The 17,815-nt window shown below is 63.6% G+C and carries 18 protein-coding genes; 9 read left to right on the forward strand and 9 right to left on the reverse strand.

Translation table 11 applies throughout. The features are described 5' to 3' along the window. Positions 1 to 50 precede the first annotated feature (50 nt). The 3 genes from LB535_RS00975 to LB535_RS00985 all read left to right on the forward strand — a co-directional run bounded on the left by LB535_RS00975 (position 51) and on the right by LB535_RS00985 (position 4,639). Positions 51 to 908 carry an alpha/beta fold hydrolase gene (locus LB535_RS00975; protein WP_224630864.1) on the forward strand — a complete coding sequence of 286 codons (858 nt, stop codon included), beginning with the start codon at positions 51 to 53 and terminating at the stop codon, positions 906 to 908. A gap of 343 nt (positions 909 to 1,251) precedes the next feature. Continuing rightward, the gene (locus tag LB535_RS00980; RefSeq protein WP_224630865.1) at positions 1,252 to 3,300 is read left to right on the forward strand and encodes an elongation factor G; all 2,049 of its coding nucleotides are present in this window, start codon (positions 1,252 to 1,254) and stop codon (positions 3,298 to 3,300) included. A gap of 784 nt (positions 3,301 to 4,084) precedes the next feature. Beyond that, positions 4,085 to 4,639 (forward strand): methyltransferase family protein, encoded by a 555-nt coding sequence (locus tag LB535_RS00985; RefSeq protein ID WP_224631175.1) that lies wholly within the window; start codon positions 4,085 to 4,087, stop codon positions 4,637 to 4,639. Positions 4,640 to 4,728: 89 nt separating this feature from the next. On the opposite strand, the gene LB535_RS00990 is transcribed toward LB535_RS00985, so the two are convergent. Next, positions 4,729 to 5,625 (reverse strand): LysR family transcriptional regulator, encoded by an 897-nt coding sequence (locus tag LB535_RS00990; RefSeq protein WP_095766582.1) that lies wholly within the window; start codon positions 5,623 to 5,625, stop codon positions 4,729 to 4,731. Between the two features lie 71 nt (positions 5,626 to 5,696). Then, a complete protein-coding gene (gene trxB / locus LB535_RS00995) occupies positions 5,697 to 6,671 on the reverse strand; it encodes a thioredoxin-disulfide reductase (RefSeq protein WP_095766581.1) in 975 nt (324 codons plus the stop codon). A 275-nt stretch (positions 6,672 to 6,946) separates the two neighbouring features. Between trxB and LB535_RS01000 the strand changes: the two genes are divergently transcribed. Next, positions 6,947 to 7,423 (forward strand): Lrp/AsnC family transcriptional regulator, encoded by a 477-nt coding sequence (locus LB535_RS01000; RefSeq protein WP_040989590.1) that lies wholly within the window; start codon positions 6,947 to 6,949, stop codon positions 7,421 to 7,423. Between the two features lie 69 nt (positions 7,424 to 7,492). On the opposite strand, the gene LB535_RS01005 is transcribed toward LB535_RS01000, so the two are convergent. The 5 genes from LB535_RS01005 to LB535_RS01025 all read right to left on the reverse strand — a co-directional run bounded on the left by LB535_RS01005 (position 7,493) and on the right by LB535_RS01025 (position 11,484). Next, complete coding sequence (locus LB535_RS01005) at positions 7,493 to 8,122, reverse strand: D-glycero-alpha-D-manno-heptose-1,7-bisphosphate 7-phosphatase (RefSeq protein WP_224630866.1); 630 nt, start codon at positions 8,120 to 8,122, stop codon at positions 7,493 to 7,495. Beyond that, positions 8,115 to 8,687, reverse strand: coding sequence for an SIS domain-containing protein (locus LB535_RS01010; protein ID WP_224630867.1), 573 nt, complete (start codon positions 8,685 to 8,687; stop codon positions 8,115 to 8,117). Before LB535_RS01010 ends, LB535_RS01005 begins: the two co-directional genes overlap by 8 nt. 7 nt (positions 8,688 to 8,694) lie before the next feature. Further along, the gene (rfaE1, locus tag LB535_RS01015; protein WP_224630868.1) at positions 8,695 to 10,179 is read right to left on the reverse strand and encodes a D-glycero-beta-D-manno-heptose-7-phosphate kinase; all 1,485 of its coding nucleotides are present in this window, start codon (positions 10,177 to 10,179) and stop codon (positions 8,695 to 8,697) included. A gap of 154 nt (positions 10,180 to 10,333) precedes the next feature. Continuing rightward, positions 10,334 to 10,966 (reverse strand): LysE family translocator, encoded by a 633-nt coding sequence (locus LB535_RS01020; protein ID WP_224630869.1) that lies wholly within the window; start codon positions 10,964 to 10,966, stop codon positions 10,334 to 10,336. Positions 10,967 to 11,025: 59 nt separating this feature from the next. Next, on the reverse strand, positions 11,026 to 11,484 hold the full coding sequence (locus LB535_RS01025; RefSeq protein ID WP_224531290.1) for a thioesterase family protein: 459 nt from the start codon (positions 11,482 to 11,484) through the stop codon (positions 11,026 to 11,028). Positions 11,485 to 11,647: 163 nt separating this feature from the next. Between LB535_RS01025 and rfaD the strand changes: the two genes are divergently transcribed. The 3 genes from rfaD to waaC are packed head-to-tail and all read left to right on the forward strand — an operon-like array spanning position 11,648 to position 14,549. Then, the gene (gene rfaD / locus LB535_RS01030; protein WP_224630870.1) at positions 11,648 to 12,598 is read left to right on the forward strand and encodes an ADP-glyceromanno-heptose 6-epimerase; all 951 of its coding nucleotides are present in this window, start codon (positions 11,648 to 11,650) and stop codon (positions 12,596 to 12,598) included. After that, a complete protein-coding gene (waaF, locus tag LB535_RS01035; protein ID WP_224630871.1) occupies positions 12,571 to 13,578 on the forward strand; it encodes a lipopolysaccharide heptosyltransferase II in 1,008 nt (335 codons plus the stop codon). The genes rfaD and waaF overlap by 28 nt, the downstream gene beginning before the upstream one ends. Continuing rightward, positions 13,575 to 14,549: a lipopolysaccharide heptosyltransferase I gene (waaC, locus tag LB535_RS01040; protein ID WP_224630872.1), complete on the forward strand. Its 975-nt coding sequence runs from the start codon at positions 13,575 to 13,577 to the stop codon at positions 14,547 to 14,549. The genes waaF and waaC overlap by 4 nt, the downstream gene beginning before the upstream one ends. 139 nt (positions 14,550 to 14,688) lie before the next feature. Here the strand turns inward: waaC and greA are convergent, their stop codons facing one another. Together greA and LB535_RS01050 are read right to left on the reverse strand one after the other, a co-directional pair. Then, entirely contained in the window at positions 14,689 to 15,162 is a 474-nt protein-coding gene (gene greA, locus LB535_RS01045; RefSeq protein WP_095766573.1) for a transcription elongation factor GreA, read from the reverse strand. 260 nt (positions 15,163 to 15,422) lie between these two features. Next, positions 15,423 to 15,959, reverse strand: coding sequence for a tetratricopeptide repeat protein (locus LB535_RS01050; protein WP_095766572.1), 537 nt, complete (start codon positions 15,957 to 15,959; stop codon positions 15,423 to 15,425). Positions 15,960 to 16,136: 177 nt separating this feature from the next. Between LB535_RS01050 and LB535_RS01055 the strand changes: the two genes are divergently transcribed. Both LB535_RS01055 and LB535_RS01060 read left to right on the forward strand, forming a co-directional pair. After that, the gene (locus LB535_RS01055) at positions 16,137 to 16,562 is read left to right on the forward strand and encodes a DUF3775 domain-containing protein (protein ID WP_224531280.1); all 426 of its coding nucleotides are present in this window, start codon (positions 16,137 to 16,139) and stop codon (positions 16,560 to 16,562) included. Between the two features lie 75 nt (positions 16,563 to 16,637). Further along, positions 16,638 to 17,684, forward strand: coding sequence for an extensin family protein (locus LB535_RS01060; protein WP_411969513.1), 1,047 nt, complete (start codon positions 16,638 to 16,640; stop codon positions 17,682 to 17,684). Positions 17,685 to 17,815 lie beyond the last annotated feature (131 nt).

Below are 17,815 nucleotides of genomic sequence, written 5' to 3' on the forward strand. Positions count from 1 at the left end.
GCCCCGGATGCGATGTTGGCCACCAGCCACATCCGAGGATCTAATCCAGCATGAGCGTCACTGACCGCACAATCCGTACGCCGCAGGCTGATTTGCGCCTCAGCCAGTCGTCTGGTTCCGGCATGCCCATCGTCATGATCCACGGCTCGGGCAGTTCGCGCGCCGTCTTTGCGCGTCAGTTCGATAGTCCGCTCGCCGATGCCCACCGGCTGATCGCTTTCGACCTTCCCGGCCATGGCGACTCCTCCGATGCTCGCGACCCGGCCGCAACCTATACGATCACCGGCCTCGCCCAGACCACAGCCCGCCTTCTCGATGCCCTCAACATCGGCCACGCCATCATCTTCGGCTGGTCGCTTGGCGGCCATGTAGCGATTGAACTTGCCAGCTTCCATCACGCGGTGAGCGGTCTGGTGTTGACCGGGGCGCCGCCGGTGTCGAGGGGGCCGCTCGGCATGCTGCGTGGCTTTCATGCCAACTGGGACATGCTGCTCACCTCCAAGAAAGTTTACTCCGAACGCGACATCGAGCGCTTTGAGGCGTTTTGCTTCGGCGGCAGCGCAAGTCCGTCTTTCCGCGAGGCGATAAGGCGCACCGACGGCAGGCTGCGCTCGGGCGTGGCGTTCGGCATGTTTGCCGGCAAGGGCGCCGACCAGAAGCAGGTGGTCGAGAATGCCCCGTTCCCGGTCGCGGTGATCAATGGAGAGCATGACCCGCTCGTGCGGCTGAGCTACTTCGAGACAGTGGCCTACGCCTCGCTGTGGGAACGGTGCCATGTCATATCCGGCGCCGGCCATGCACCTTTCTGGGAAAAGCCGGACCTGTTCAATCCGCTGCTGTCACGCTTTGCTGAGAGGGTAGTGAAGCAGAGCGCAGCCACGCCGGTGCGCCGAACCGAGGCCGGCTGAGCCTTTATTGACATCTTCCGATTCCGGCTTCTAAACCACCATCATCGATGGGTGGCGCGACGGCCCAATTGGCAGGTGCCGGCTTAGCTTTTAGCGGCTGCGGTCTTGCCCTCACGGGCTGACAAACAGGAAATCGCGACCTGACGAAACCCAAGCCGGCGAACGTCCTATTTTTCTTGCCCTCCCGGCAAACCCGTGTGACGATGGTTTGGGAAGAGGTGAAAACCCCGCCCGCGACGGCCGAACAGGCCGGCCGCCGCTCTGCATAGGGTGCGATCGGACGCAAACCGTTTCCACTTTTGCTGATCGCTCTCTTGGGAAACGCCTGAGTGGAGGTTCAGCCATGGGTACTCGCGCCGGAGGACGACGCACGGGACCGAAATGCATTGCCATAGTCGGTCCCTTCGCAAGCGGTAAGACGACACTTCTCGAAGCCATCCTCGCCCGCACGGGCGCCATTCCCCGCCAGTCACCAGTTTCATCGGGCAACACCGTTTCCGATCATTCGCCCGAAGCACGCGCCCACGCCATGAGCGTCGAGGCGACCTTTGCCACCACCGATTTCATGGGCGAGCAGATCACTTTCGTCGACTGTCCCGGCTCCATCGAATTTGCCTTCGAGGCCGAACCCGTGCTTGCCGCTTGCGACCTCGCGGTCGTCGTCGCCGAGGCCGATGAGAAGAAGATCCCGGCGCTGCAGCTCATCATGCGCAAGCTCGACGATCTCGCCATTCCGCGCATCCTGTTCCTCAACAAGGTCGACAAGGCGGTCGCGGGCGTGCGCGAGACGCTGAATATGCTGCAGCGGGCAAGCTCGGTGCCGCTGCTGCTGCGCCAGATTCCGGTGCGCAAGGACGGCATCGTCATCGGCTCGATCGATCTGGCGCTGGAACGCGCCTACATCTATCGCGAATACGCCGAGAGTCAGGTTGCCGAGATCCCGAACGACGACAAGGCGCGCGAGCTGGAAGCGCGTTTCTCCATGCTGGAGACGCTCGCCGATCATGACGATCACCTGATGGAGCAATTGCTGGAGGAGATCGAGCCGCCGAAGGACGCTATCTTCGACGATCTCTCGGCCGATCTGCGCGCCGGCGCGGTGACGCCGGTGCTGATCGGCACGGCCGAGAAGGGCAACGGCGTGCTGCGCCTGTTGAAAGCCATCCGCCATGACGCGCCGGATGTCGAGGCGACGAGGAAGCGCCTTGGCGCGCCGGACGGCCAGACGGTGGTGCAGGTGATGAAGACCATTCACACCGCGCATGGCGGCAAGCTTTCGGTCTCGCGCGTGCTCTCGGGCCAATTGGCTGACGCAGCCGAGCTCTTCCTTTCCAACGGCGACACGGCGAAGGTTTCCGGCATTTACAGGATGCTCGGCAAAGACCAGTCGAAGCTGACATCCGCCAAGGCGGGCGACACGGTTGCGCTCGGCAAGCTCGACAACGTCAAGACCGGCCAGACGCTGAGCTCGGCCAAGGGCGGCATCCGGCCATTGGTCACGCTGGAGCCGCCGCAGCCGGTCTTCGCCTTCGCGCTTCGCCCCAAGGAGCGCAAGGACGAGGTCAAGATGTCGGCGGCGATCCAGCGGCTTGCGGAGGAAGATCCATCGCTCAGCCTGCGCCACAACCAGGATTCCGCCGAAACCGTCCTGTCGGGTCACGGCGAGATGCATCTGCGCGTGGTGCGCGAGCGCCTCGAAGGCAAGAACCAGATCCCGATCGAGGGCCATACCCCGGCGGTACCTTACCGGGAGACGATCCGCAAATCGGCGCAACAGCGTGGCCGCCACAAGAAGCAGTCCGGCGGCCACGGCCAGTTCGGCGACGTGGTGATCGAGATCAAGCCGCTGCCGCGCGGGTCCGGCTTCCAGTTCTCCGACACCATCACCGGCGGCGTGGTGCCGAAAACCTACATCCAGTCGGTGGAGACCGGCATTCGCGACTATCTGAAGACGGGCCCGCTCGGCTTTCCGGTCGTCGATGTCGCCGTCAATCTGTCGGATGGTTCCTACCACGCGGTCGATTCCTCCGACATGGCCTTCCAGATGGCGGCGAAGCTCGCGATGAAGGAAGGCATGGCCGCCTGTTCGCCGGTCCTGCTTGAGCCGATCATGAAGGTCGAGATCGTCACGCCCTCCGACGCGACCTCCAAGATCATCGCGCTGATCCCGCAGCGGCGCGGCCAGATCCTCGGCTATGATGCAAGGCCCGATTGGCCCGGCTGGGACGTCGTCGAGGCGACCATGCCGCAGGCCGAAATCGGCGATCTGATCATCGAGCTGCGCTCGGCGACCGCCGGCGTCGCCAGCTACAAGGCCACTTTCGATCACATGGCCGAGCTCACCGGCCGGCTGGCCGACGAAGCGATGAACGCCAACGGCAAAGCGGCGTAGAGCAATTCCGGGAAAAGTGTGAGCGGTTTTCCGTCCGAAATTGCGTAAGAACAAGGAGATAGTGCGGTTCGCCATTTCCGTGAAACGGTGAAACGCTCGAGCAGATCGGCCTGCTGGCAGGCTTCTGTTGGAGATATGAAAGCGGCGTCCGGATGATCCGGACGCCGTTCCTATTGCGGACCGTTCTCCTGGGAGGCAACGGCTGGTCCGCCGCATCCGTAAAAAGGTTCGGACGCGGTGCTTGCCTGAGCCCGGTCTTTCGAGTGATGCCCCCATCTCCCGAACCGACCAACCGCGTCCTATCGTCTACTTAAACGATAGAGTGGGTCTGCGACATGTTACCCGATGTTACATGTCACTGTTACGCGGTGGATTCAGTCATTTTCTTGCCGGCTCGAAGGCATGCGGGCAACAAAAAAGCCGGATCAATAAAGATCCGGCTAAGTTTGATTGGAAGTGCCGATTAAGGCTAACCTCCAGAGGGGAACACTCGAGGGCGCTAATGGGAGGAGAACGCGCCCCGGAGATGTGACTATATATGTGCTCATCATGCCCAAGAAACAAGCATCTATTTTGCAACACACGCATGCAAAAAGACGCAGGCTGTGGTCCAACCTGTTCCTCGAAGCCATAGGACCAGAAAAGTCGCCGATTCCGACGCGTTTCCGGCGCTAAAGCGACTGCTTAAAAGCAAACCGAGCCGATTTTGCTCAGAAATATGCGAGTCGGCGAAATGATGTCGATTTCGGCAGGCCGAGTTTATTTTTACGGCAGGAGACCGATGATGCGAACTTTTTCAGCAATCGCCGGCAGCGCGCTGTTCCTGGTCGCAGCGCCGGGCGTCGTCGCCGGCTTGGCGCCGTGGCTGCTGACCGACCATTATCGCAAACCTCTGTCGGCCCTGCCGGGCTTCGTGGCTGTGGGCTCGATTCTTGTGACCGGAGCGGCCGCCATCCTGCTTCATGCCTTCGCCCGCTTTGCCCTCGAGGGCCTGGGCACGCCCGCTCCCGTGGCTCCGACCGAGAAACTGGTCGTAGGCGGCGTCTACCGCCATGTACGCAATCCCATGTATGTGGCGGTGTTGTCGATCATCCTCGGCCAGGCGCTGATCTTTTCGAGCTGGGCGGTGCTGGTCTACGGCCTCATCGCCGCGGCGGCGATGATCTCCTTCGTCAAGCTCTATGAAGAGCCGACGCTCGCCAGCCGCTACGGCGAAGAATACGAGGTCTACCGCCGCGCCGTGCCTGGCTGGCTGCCGCGCCTGAAACCCTGGCGCGGCCAAGCCGCCCTTTGCGGGAGGGGTGCCGATATTCAGGTCAGGCCGAGTCGAGAACGGTAGGCTCCGAGAACCGGAACGGAGCGTACTTCAGTACGTGAGTACCGGAAGCGCAGGAGCCTGGCGTTCGCAGGCCGGCCTCACCTGAATATTCAGTAAGACCAGCTGCGCGCCTTGGCGATGATAAAGTCGCGAAACACGTGCAGCTTCGCCTGGTTCTTCATCGCGTCGGGATAGGCGAAATAGGTGTCGAAGGACGGCACCTCGGTCTCCGGCAGCAGCTGCACCAGGTTCGTGTCCTTGTTGATCACATAGTCCGGCAGCATGGCGATGCCGGCGCCGCCCTGCACTGCCCGCTTGATCGACAGGATGTCGTTGATCTGCAGCGTCGGCACCCGCTGCCCGCCCTCGAAATCGCCGACCGTCTCCAGCCAGTTCAGCTCCGACAGATGCGAGGGCACCGGCAGGCCGAAAGTGACGATGCGGTGGTTCCTGAGCTCGGCGATCGAGGCAGGCCTGCCGAACTTGGCGATGTAGGACGGCGCCGCATAGAGGTGGAAATGCACCGTGAACAGCCGGCGCTGGATAAGGTCGGGCTGCTGCGGCTGGCGCAGCCGGATCGCGCAATCGGCCTGGCGCATGGTGAGATCGAGCTCCTCATTGGCCAGGATCAGCTGCAGGCTGATCTCGGGATAGAGCTCAATGAATTCCTGCACGCGCTCGGTCAGCCAGCCGGCGCCCAGGCCGACCGTGGTCGTCACCCTGAGCACGCCCGACGGCCGATCCTTGGTTTCGGTCAGCCGCGTCTTGATGGTTTCCAGCTTCATCAGCACGTCATGCGCCGTGCGGAACAGCATCTCGCCCTGCTCGGTCAGCACCAGGCCGCGCGCATGGCGGTGGAACAGTGCTACGCCGACATCGTGCTCCAGCGCGCTGACCTGCCGCGAAATAGCCGATTGCGACAGATGCAGCGTCTCGGCGGCATGGGTGAACGACCCAGCCTCCGCCGCTGCGTGAAATACGCGTAGCTTGTCCCAGTCCAGCGCCATGATTCCCCTCGCGTTGCCTTTGGCGTCTCAATGAAAAATCAGGCTTTTAAACGGCTCTTTTCAGCCGATTGTCATTCCGCCGCTTCGCGGTGAACCTCGATGCCCGCCAGATATTTTTCCGCCTCGAGCGCCGCCATGCAGCCAAGCCCGGCCGCCGTCACCGCCTGGCGGTAGACGTCGTCGGTGACGTCGCCGGCGGCGAACACGCCGGGCACGTCGGTGCGGGTGGAATCGGGCGCCGTCCACAGATAGCCGTTCGGCTTCTGCTTCAGCTTGCCCGCGAAGAGCTCGACCGCCGGCGCATGGCCGATGGCGACGAACACGCCGTCGACCGGCAGCTTCGATTCCTGGCCGGTCACCACGTTGCGCAGCGTCAGGCCCTCGACTGAGGGCGGCAGCGGCGCCTTGCCCGGCCGTCCGGTGATCTCGTCGACGACCGTGTCCCAGATGACGCGGACATTGTCCCTCTTGAGCAGCCGCTCGCGCAGGATGCGCTCGGCGCGGAAATCGCCGCGCCGGTGGATGACGGTGACGCTCTTGGCGAGGTTCGACAGATAGAGCGCCTCCTCGACCGCCGAATTGCCGCCGCCCACCACCGCGACGTCCTTGCCGCGATAGAAGAAGCCGTCGCAGGTGGCGCAGGCCGAAACGCCGAACCCCATGAAGGTCTGCTCCGACGGGATGCCCAGCCACTTCGCCTGCGCGCCGGTGGCGATGATCAAGGCGTCCGCGGTGTAGACGGTGCCGGAATCGCCTGTGGCGCGGAACGGCCGCACATTGAGATCGACCTCGGTGATGATGTCGTTGATGATGTCGGTGCCGACATGCTCGGCCTGCTTGAGCATCTGCTCCATCAGCCACGGACCCTGGATCGGATCGGCGAAGCCCGGATAGTTTTCCACGTCGGTGGTGATCATCAATTGGCCGCCCTGCTGCAGGCCGGCGACCAGCATCGGCTTCAGCATGGCGCGCGCGGCATAGACCGCCGCCGTGTAGCCGGCCGGGCCGGAACCGATGATGAGAACGGGCGCATGTTTGGTGTTCATGAAAGTCCCCTGCGGCGCGCAGCCGTGGTTTGTCGCGGCTAATGTAAGTGTTGCCCGTGAGACCAGCAAGGCAAGTTGGCTTTCGTCCCCGGAAAGCTTCGTTCCTCGCATATCGGGCATATCGCCGCCCCTCACCGATGCATGTCGTCCGCAGATATGCGCGGCTCTGGCATCACCGCATGCATCAAAAGAAGGAGAAAATCATCGTAAAGGGATGGTCTCCCAGGCGAAACCAAATTACAAAATCGCGAAAGATTCTTGCGCGAAAGCCGTCCATGCCGCTCAAAGCCGATCTCGATGCCATCGACTGGAAGATCCTCCGCGAGCTGCAGGGTGACGGCCGCATGACCAATGTCGAATTGTCCAACCGGGTCGGCATTTCGGCGCCGCCCTGCCTGCGCCGTGTCAGGCGGCTGGAAGAGGCCGGCATCATCCGCGGTTACCGCGCCCTCCTGAATGCCCCGGCGCTCGGCATGGATGTCGTCGCCTTCTGCCTGATCGGCCTGCATCATCAGGCCGATGCCGAGCTGAAGACCTTCGCCGAACGCACGCGCGGCTGGCCGATCGTGCGCGATGCCTGGATGGTTTCGGGCGAATCCGATTTCTTGCTGCATTGCGTGGCGAGTGACCTCGGCACATTCCAGACCTTCGTCATCGAGGAACTGGCCTCCGCCCCCAACGTGGATACCGTACGCACCGCCTTGACCATCCGGCGCGTCAAGGACGAAGGGCTTGTCGCCTTCCCAACTTGATGTGCCGGCTTCCTGAAAATCATCTGCAAAAACAAAGGGCTTAGCGCTGGGCTTTGAATCAACCTGCGATCAGAGCAACCGTATCGCGGCAAGCAGTCCCTCAAGGTCCGTGGCGCCGCGCAACGGCGAAACCGAAAACCCGCCTATCGTCGAGCCTTCGCCGTCCACCAGCCAGCCACGCGCAAGGCCGGCGCGCTGGCCGGCTTCCATATCGGCCGGCTTGTCGCCGACGATCAGCGATCGGCTGAGATCGAGGCCGAGGCGGCGCCCCGCCTCCAGCAGCATGCCCGGATTGGGCTTGCGCATCGGATGATCGGCAACCGCCAACGCGCCCCTGCCGGCCTCGTGATAGGCGCAGGCCAGCACCATGTCGACGAAGGCATTTTTCTCAGCCAGCAGCTCGAGCACGCGCCCGTTGACCCGCGCGAACGCGTCCCAGCCGAAATAGCCGCGCGCGATGCCGGACTGGTTGGTGACGACAACGACCGGAATGCCGCGCTCGTTCGCGGCCTCGATGACCGGCGCGATGCCGTCGCGCAGCACCACGGTCGCCGGATCGTCTGGATAGCCGGTATCGACATTGATGGTGCCGTCACGATCGAGGAACAGGGCCGGCGGGCCGGCCGGAAAGCTCCTGGCGGTGGTCCGCTCGACCCAAAGACCCAGCTCGGCCAGCGGAAAGCCTTCGCTCTCAGCCATTGCTGAGACGCGCTTCGACAGCCTCGCACAGATGGTGATAGAGGCACAAATGCCCCTGTTGGATGATCGGCGTCGAGGTCGACGGCACGTTGAGCAGGATATCGGTCAGCGGCTTGAGCTTGCCGCCGGTCTCGCCGGTCAGGCTGATCACCGTCATGCCCATCGCCCGCGCCTGCTCGGCGGCGGCAAGGATGCTTGGCGAATTGCCGCTGGTGGAAATGGCGAGCAGCACCGAGCCTTCCGATCCATGCGCCTCGACCTGGCGCGAGAACACGGTGTCGAAGCCGTAATCATTGCCCCAGGCGGTCAGCACCGCGGCGTTGGCCGGCAGCGCGATGACGTTATAGGCCTTGCGCTCCTTCAGGAAGCGGCCGACCAGCTCGCCCGCGATGTGGATGGCATCGCTGGCCGAGCCGCCATTGCCGCAGATCAGCAGCGCCTTGCCTTGCGACAGCGCCGTCACCACGGTGCTCACCGCGCGTTCCATCTCGTCGGTGAGGTCGCGCTCGACCATCGCCGATATCGCCGCCGCGGAGCGGACCAGGTAGTCGTTCAAATCTGACATGAGATCCTCAGTTTGCGGCACGCAGCTTGCCGATCGTGTTCGTCGTGCTCTTGCCGGCGACGAGATCGACCAGCACCACGCGCCCGCCCGCCTTCTGCACGACATCGGCGCCGACCACGGTCTCGACCGTGTAATCCGCGCCCTTGACCAGAATGTCCGGCAGAAGCGCCTCGATCAGCTTCAGCGGCGTGTCCTCCTCGAAGACGACGACCGCATCGACAGAGGCAAGTGCCGCCAGCACGCAGGCGCGGTCATGCTGGTTGTTGACCGGGCGCCCCGGCCCTTTCAGCCGGTGCACCGAGGCGTCGCTGTTGAGACCGAGCACCAGCCGGTCGCACTGGCTGCGCGCGGCATGCAGCAGGCTGACATGGCCGGCATGCAGGATGTCGAAGCAGCCATTGGTGAAGCCGACGGTCAGCCCCTCTTCCTTCCAGGCAGCGACCATCCTGGCCGCCGCATTGAAATCGAGGATGGCGTCCTGATGGCCGGTCGGCCCGTGCGAGCGGAACAGCGCGCCGGATAGCTCCTCGACGTTGAGCCGCGCCGTGCCGCGCTTGCCGACCACGACGCCGCCGGCCGCGTTGGCGATGACCGCGGCATGCACCCGGTCGGCGCCGGCGGCGAGCGACAGCGCGAAACTCGCGATGACTGTATCGCCGGCACCGGAGACGTCGAAGACTTCGCGCGCCTGGGTGGAGATGTGGCGGGCGTCCTCGGCGGAGACCACGCTCATGCCCTTCTCGCTGCGCGTGGCGACGATGAACTCGAAATCATGCGTGGCGATCAGGTCGCGCGCCGCCGCCACGATCTCGTCATCGCCGAAGACCTTGCGCCCGACCGCCTCGCCAAGCTCCTTGCGGTTCGGCGTCACAGCCGTGGCGCCGGCATAGCGCGCATAGTCGCGTCCCTTCGGATCGACCAGCACCGGCTTGCCGGCATCTCGGCAGATCGCGATCAGCTCGCCGGCGACGCCGTCGAGCAGGATGCCCTTGCCGTAATCGGAGAGGATGACGATGTCGGCGCGGCCAAGCGCCGCCTGGAAATGATCGATGAGCTTCGCCCGCTCGGCCCCGGTGAGCGGCTTGATCTCTTCCTCGTCAAACCGCAGCACCTGCTGGTTGAGCGCGCTGAAACGGCTCTTCGACGAGGTCATGCGGTCCTGGCGCTGCAGGAGCCCGTCGGTATCGACGCCGATCTCGCCCAGCATGCGCATCAGATTGTCGCCGGCCTGGTCGGCACCGATCACCGAAACGGGAATGGCGGCCGCGCCCAACGAAACGATGTTGGAGACGACATTGCCGGCGCCGCCGATGTTCAACGCCTCGCCCTTGCCATGCAGCACCGGGATCGGGGCTTCCGGCGAGATGCGCTCGATCACGCCGCTGACGAAGCGGTCGAGGATGAAATCGCCCACGACCAGCACGGTAACGTCGCCGAACCGGGCGATGGTGCGATGCAAAGGTTCCGGAGAAGGCGGACTGTGCTTGATCATCTCACTCGATGTATGCCTGAAGAAGGCCGGACTTGATTAGGTTTCAGCGCCGGAATTGTGGCGCGGGTCGCTCAAAGCGATGCCGATATACCGCAATTCGGGCGAGCGCAACGGCCAGGCCGGGTACGGACCGCAGCCGAAGCCGGCTGCGCAATCAGCTCCTCTGCAGGGCGACGTGGACGCCGAGGCCGACCAGCACGGCGCCGCCCGCACGCTGCATCAGCCGCTGCGCGCGTCCCGAACGCCGAAGCCGCGCGATCATCGCGCCGGCAAGGAAAACGCAAACGATGTCCGCCGAGGAGAACATCAGGTTGACGACGGTTCCAAGCACGACGAACTGCAGCCAGACCGGAAACGCCGCCGAGGCATCGATGAATTGCGGCAGGAACGCCATGAAGAAGATCGCCGTCTTCGGATTGAGCACCTCGACGGTCACGCTTTCGAAAAAGGCGCGACGGGCCGATTTCCGCTCGATCAAGGGCAATTCCGTCTCGCCGTCCGCGCGCTTGCGGAAGAGAGACACGCCGAGCCAGATCAGATAGAGCGCGCCGACGAGCTTGACCGCAAGATAGAGCGGCGGCACCGCGTGAAACAGGACGGACAGTCCTGCGGCGGCCGCGAAGACATGCACATAGCCGCCGAGATGGATGCCGAGAGCCGCCGTCAGCCCCGACCAGCGGCCGCGCGCCATTGTCTGCGCAGCGGCGTAGAGCATGGCAGGACCGGGAATGTAGGCGAAGATCGCGGTGGTGGCGAAAAACGCGATGAGCAGTTCGGTCGACGGCATCTTGTTCCCTCACGCTACGCCAGGTGGCGAAGGCCTGGAGCCGTAGCTTTGCGGCCTCGCTATGACAAAGAACCTGTCTGCCCGGATTTGGTCAAGACACGCGCCATGAACTTGTCATGGTCGATCACCGCGCGCTCATGCAGACCTTCCCCGATCAGTCCGCCCTCGTCGGTGCATGACACCTTGAAGCGCAATTTTCGCCCTTCCACGGCGACAAGCTCGACATCGGCGGTGACCATCATGCCGACGGGGGTGGCGGCGACATGGCTGACGTCGACATGGGTGCCGACGGTTCTCTCGTGGCTGCCAAGGAACGGGCGCAAGGCCTCGATGCACGCCCATTCAATGAAGCCGACCATGAAGGCGGTGGCGAAAACCGGTGGCATGTCGCCAAAACCCGCAAAGGCGGGCGTCATGGCAGGCACCGTCAGGGTGTCATCGACCCGCAGGATTTGACGATGGCGGAGGCCGGGCTTTAGATCGGACGTCACTGTTGCACCACGAGCAAGGACCCGCACCGGCGGACTTTCGCCGCGGTGCTCGCAAGCAGCTTATCCCGAAAGCCCTTCCGCCGATCTATCCCTACGTTCGTCGTACCCGCGGCTGGCGAGCTTTATCGACAGCCCAGCCCACCTCCCCTATAAGGGCCGGAATCGGCAACGGAGCGAGGCTGAAGAAAGCATGATCATCGTCACGGGCGGCGCCGGCATGATCGGCTCCAACATCGTCGCCGCTCTCAATGCCGAGAGCCATGATGACATCGTCGTCGTCGACGACCTCACCGACGGCCACAAGATCGCCAACCTTGCCGACCTTCGCATCGCCGACTATCTCGACAAGGACGATTTTCTCGCCCGACTCGAGGACGGCGCACTCGGCCGCGTCGAGGCCGTCTTCCATCAAGGCGCCTGCTCGACCACCACCGAGTGGAACGGCAAGTTCATGATGGAGGTGAACTACGCCTATTCGAAACGGCTGCTGCATGCCTGCCTGAAGCTGCGCGTGCCCTTCCTCTACGCCTCGTCGGCTTCGGTCTATGGCGGCGGCAGCGAGTTTCGCGAGGAGCCCGAGTTCGAGCGTCCCCTCAACGTCTATGCCTATTCGAAGAAGCTGTTCGACGACTACGTCCGCCGCAACGTCTTCGATATCGATCATTCGCAAGTGGTGGGCCTGCGCTATTTCAACGTCTACGGCCCGCGCGAGGCGCATAAGGGCGCCATGGCCTCGGTCGCCTTCCATCTCTTCAACCAGGTCAAACGTGGCGAAAACCCGAAGCTGTTCGGTGCCTATGGCGATTTCGGACCCGGCGAGCAGAGCCGCGATTTCATCCATGTCGGCGATGTGGCCGACGTCAATCTGTGGCTGTGGAAACGCGGCGCGAGCGGCATCTTCAACTGCGGTACCGGCCGCGCCCAGCCGTTCCGGGCGATTGCCGAGACGGTGATCGACACGCTGGGCAAGGGCGAGATTGAATTCATCCCCTTCCCCGACCATCTCAAGGGCAGCTACCAGAGTTTCACGCAGGCTGATATGTCCCGCTTGCGCGGGGCCGGCTACAATGGCCAATTCCGCACAGTCGAAACCGGCGTCAGGGACTATGTCGAATGGCTGAAGGCCCAACGATCCTCGTGATCGGCCCACGCTGGGTGGGCGACATGGTCATGGCGCAGTGCCTGTTTGCGGCGCTGAAGGAAAAACATCCGAACGCGGCCATCGATGTGCTGGCGCCGGCCTGGGCGGCCCCGCTGGTCAAGCGCATGCCCGAGATACGCAGCCAGATCGACTTTCCTTTGATGCCGGGAGCGCTCGAGTTCCGCAGCCGCAGGCGCTTCGGCCGCCTGCTGCGCGGCCGCTACGACATGGCCTATGTGCTGCCGGGAAGCTGGAAATCGGCCTTGATCCCGTTCTTCGCCCGCATCCCACATCGCGTCGGCAATCTGCGCGAGATGCGCTACGGCCTGCTGACGGATGTCGTGCCGCTGCCGGAAAGCCTGAAACGGCGCACCGCACGCGCCTATTTCGGCCTCGCGCGCGGCGGCACCTTTCGCGCGCCGCGTCTTACCGTCGACAAGGCCAATCAGGCCGATCTGCTGGCGCGCTTCGGGCTGACCGGGAAGAAATTCGTGGCGCTCATGCCCGGCGCCGAATTCGGCCCGGCAAAACGCTGGCCGAGCGATCGCTATGCCGGGCTGGCCCGAGACATGATGGCCAAGGGCTTGGGCGTCGCGCTGCTCGGCTCGAAGAACGATGCCGACGTGACCGGCGAGATTGCAGCCCTTGCGCCGGGCGCCGTCGACCTTGCCGGCAAGACACGCCTCGAGGACGCCATCGACCTGATCGCCGCGGCGAAGCTTGCGGTCTCGAACGACAGCGGGCTGATGCATGTCGCCGCCGCCGTCGGCACGCCGATCGTTGCCGTCTACGGTTCGACCTCACCGGATAACACGCCGCCTCTCAGCGAGCGCTCCGAGCTGATCTGGCTGCATCTGTCCTGCTCGCCCTGCCACAAGAAGGTCTGCCCGCTTGGCCATCTCAACTGCCTGAACACGCTCGACGTCGCGCGCGTCACCGCCGCGGCCGACCGCTTGCTGAAGGTTCCGGCAGCGGCATGAAGGTGCTGATCGTCAAGACATCGTCAATGGGCGATGTCATCCACACGTTTCCCGCGCTCGAGGACGCGGTGCGCAATCGCCCCGATATAGATTTCGATTGGTGCGTGGAGGAGCAGTTTGCCGGTATCGTGGCTCTGCATCCGGCGATCGGCACCATTCACAAGGTGGCGGTCCGGCGCTGGCGCAAGCGGCTTCTCGACGGAGCCACGTGGCGCGAGATGACCGGACTGCGCGGAGCGCTCCGCGCCTCCCGCTACGATCTGGTCATCGATGCGCAGGGCTTATTGAAATCGGCCCTGGTCGCGATCCAGGCCGGCGCGCCGATTGCCGGCTTCGATCGGGCGAGCGCCCGCGAGCCGTCGGCGACGCTGTTTTATCGGCACAGATATACGGTGCCGCGCGACCTGCACGCCATCGAGCGCACCAGACGGCTGTTCGGGCTGGCGCTTGGCTATCAGCCCGACCTGTCGACGCTTCGCTCAGGCATCGTGCCGCCGGCGGGCAATCTCCCTAGCATCGAAGGCAGAGCCGCCTTCCTGCTGCACGGCACCAGCCGCGAGGACAAGAAATGGCCGATCGAGGATTGGATCGAAACCGCGCGCCGACTGACCGACCGGCAATTCACGCCGGTTGCCACCTGGTCGAACGAGGCGGAAAGGAAAGTGGCGGAAGCCATTGCCGCGGCCGTACCAAGGACGGTGCTGGTTTCGAAATCGCCGCTCGCGGATATTGCCGCGATCCTCGGCCGTTCGACACTGGTCATCGGCGCCGATACCGGCCTCACCCACCTCGCCAGCGCCTTCGGCCGGCCGACGGTCGCCATTTTCCTGGCGACGGAGCCAGGTCTCACCGGCCCGCGCGGGCCTTTCGCATCGACCTTGCTTGCGCCAGCCGGCGGCAGAGTGACGCCGGCTGAAGTGATAGCGGAAGCGGAACGGCTGCTGGCGCTCAGTTCAAAGGCGCCAGCGTGAGGACCTTTTCAGAATTCGCTCTGGCGAGTCGAATGGCGTAGTTTTCGAGAACCGGAGCGGAGCGTACTTAAAGTACGTGAGCACCGGAAGCGCAGAAAACTACGCTAGTCGCCGCCAGAGTAGAATTATCAAAAGGTCCTCAGATAAACTGCACCTGGACGATCTCGTACCCTCGGGCGCCGCCCGGAGCATTGACCTCGATGGCGTCGCCGACTTCCTTGCCGATCAGCGCACGGGCGATCGGCGATGAAATCGAGATGCGGCCCGACTTCACGTCCGCTTCCTGGTCGCCGACGATCTGATAGGTCTTCTTTTCCTCGGTATCCTCGTCGACGAGCACGACGGTCGCGCCGAACTTGACCTTGTCGCCGCTGAGCTTGGAGACGTCGATGACCTCGGCGCGCGCGATCAGATCCTCGAGCTCGTTGATGCGGCCTTCATTGAGGCTCTGCGACTCTTTCGCCGCGTGATACTCGGCATTTTCGGACAGGTCGCCATGCGAGCGCGCTTCGGAAATCGCCTCGATGATGCGAGGACGCTCCTCCTGCTGGCGCCAGCGAAGTTCTTCCTTCAATGACGCGAACCCCTCGCCTGTCATCGGGACCTTGATCATAGCCTGACCTTTCTGCCGCCACCCCCGTTTTCGGGAGGGACCTTGTCAATAGGTACAAAAAGAAAACGGTCCGGCAGCCTCGGGCTAACGGAACCGTCTCACCACAATTTCCCTGAATATAGCGATCTTTGCGCGATTTTCACGCCCAAAAATTGAAGTTCGGCAAAATGATCACCGCTTTCGCGGGTCCGGGCTGACGGCGAGCAATAAAAAACCGGCTGCGATTGCCCGCAGCCGGTTCGAGAGGCTTCGAGCCCTGTTCAGCTCCTCAGGAAATGATCGATCTGCTCGGACAGCATGCCGTATTCGCGCGAGCCCTTGCCGGTCCGCTTTTCGATTTCCTGGAGCTGCTGCTGCGCGCCGGCGAGATCGCCGATCTGCAGATGCGCCTCGCCGAGATATTCGCGCACCAGCGTGTAATTCGGGTCGATCCGCAGCGCTTCCTCGTAATAGCCGAGGCCGACCGTGACGCGGCCCGAATGGCGATGCGAATAGCCGAGATAATTGAGGATGCGCGGATCCTGCTTGTTGGCGGCGAGCGTCAGCACCGAGATCGCTTCGTCATAGCGTCCGGCCATCGCCAGATCGTGACCGGCCTCGTAGATGCTGTCGTCATCCAGCATGCCATATTGCGGCTTTACGCATTTGTTCTTCTTCTTGTCCCAGACCTCGCCCTTCTTGCAGGTGGTGGTCGTCTGGCCACCGCTGCTGCCGCCTTCACCAGCCGCAAAAGCCGGCGCAACGAACAGCGGCAGCGCCGCAATAGCCATGACCTGAACAAGCAAACGTCTGCGCATCGAAGCCTCCGTGAGTGTGACAATGCCAGATTAACGCCGCCTTGGCGCGGTTTCATCCCGAAATGCGGGCGACTACCGAACTATTTTGAACGGCCGGACAGAAGCCGATAGCTGCGGACGTGACGCGCGCTTTAATTCCGCTATCATCGGACCAAGCGCATCACGTGGAGAAGGACCGTGCAGCAGCGCCTCGAGAAGGAGTGGGAACTTTCGATCGATCCGGACACGGTGCGCCTGTTCATCCTCAAGGCGAAGGCGCTGAGTGCTGCCGTTAACGAGGACTATGATGACGGCGCTGAGCACGAGGTCGAGTTCGACGGCGACACCCATGACAGCCACCATCATGACGGCCTTGTCGAGGAAGCCTCGGAAGACCTGACCGGGGAAGAATTGCGCGAGTTGATCAACGATCTCAATATCGACGAAGCGGCCGAGCTCATCGCGCTCGCCTGGGTCGGGCGCGGTGACTATGAGGCATCCGAATGGACGGACGCGGTGGCCGCCGCCAGGGAGCGTCCCAGGAAGCGCGCCGCCAAATATCTGCTCGGGCTGCCGATGCTTGCCGACTGGCTGGAGGAAGGCCTTGAAGCCATCGGGGCGTAACGCGCCGGTAACCGATTGTGATCGGCAAGGCAGCCGACACAGGCAACTTCGCAACGCGACCGCCGTTTCCGGGCGATGGCAACGCTGAGCCTTTCACGACTTTGCAGATTGGCGCTGCCTTTGGCGGCTGCGGCGTTGCTGGTTACGCCGGCCATGGCCAAGCATCATCATCGGCATAAAAGACACCTGCCGCCGGCCAGCCAGAGCGCCGCTCCGGCTCCGGAAACGCCGCCGGCGACCCCGGTTCCAGGGTCGCGTCCGCAGGATCTGGAGAACGGCACTGAGAAGTCCGGGCAAGGCAAGCCGCGCGCGGACGGCAGCGACGACTTCCTCAACCAGCAGAAATCGGATCCAAAATGGGACGCCCGTCCGCCGCGTTCGAAGAGCGCTCAATCCGCGCCGCGGATGGAGTCCGAGCCGCAGACGCCGGATGTCGTGCCGACGCCCCCGCAGAAGCCCACCGAACTGGAGCCTGAGCCGCCGGAAACCGCGCCGCAGCCAGCGGAGAAACCCGAACCGCCGGGCGAGGAAAAGATGCTTCCCGATCCGCGCTCGGCCGACATGCCGGCCGAAACGATGCCGGCGGAAGAAACCGCGTGCCGCGAGCGGCTGAAGGCTCTGGGCGTCGAGTTCGAGGAGCACAAGGCCGAGCACGATGCGGAAATCGGCTGCTCGATCCCCTATCCGATAATTCTGAAAACGCTCGGCAAGTCCATCGGCATCAGTCCCGGCACCGAGCTCAACTGCCAGATGGCCGAAGCGGCGGCGCGCTTCATGGCCGAAATCGTCCAGCCCACGGCAAAGGCCGAGCTCGGCGCCGATTTGAAGTCGATCGACCAGGGCTCGGCCTTTGTCTGCCGCCCGCGCAACGGCACCCGCAAACTGTCCGAACACGCCTTCGGCAACGCGCTCGACATCGCCAGCTTCACCTTGTCGGATGGCAGGAAGATCGAGGTCGGGCCGGCGCCGCCGGAGAAGGACGCAAAATTCCTCGACGCGGTGCGCAAGGCCGCCTGCGGGCCGTTCAAGACGGTGCTCGGACCAGGGTCCGACCCCGACCACGCGCTGCATTTCCACTTCGACCTGGAACCGCGCCGCCAGGGCGGCACCTTTTGCCAGTAAGCACGATTTCGAAAGTTTCGGTCACGTCCGGGCAAGTTCAGCGCCGCAATTCCGCCCCAGGCATGAATGCCGGCGCTGATCTTTCCTTTACTGTTGAGGGTTAACCTTGTGTCATTTGGATCATGATCCCA

This window comes from Mesorhizobium sp. CA10 (genome assembly GCF_020165285.1).
Lineage (GTDB): Bacteria > Pseudomonadota > Alphaproteobacteria > Rhizobiales > Rhizobiaceae > Mesorhizobium.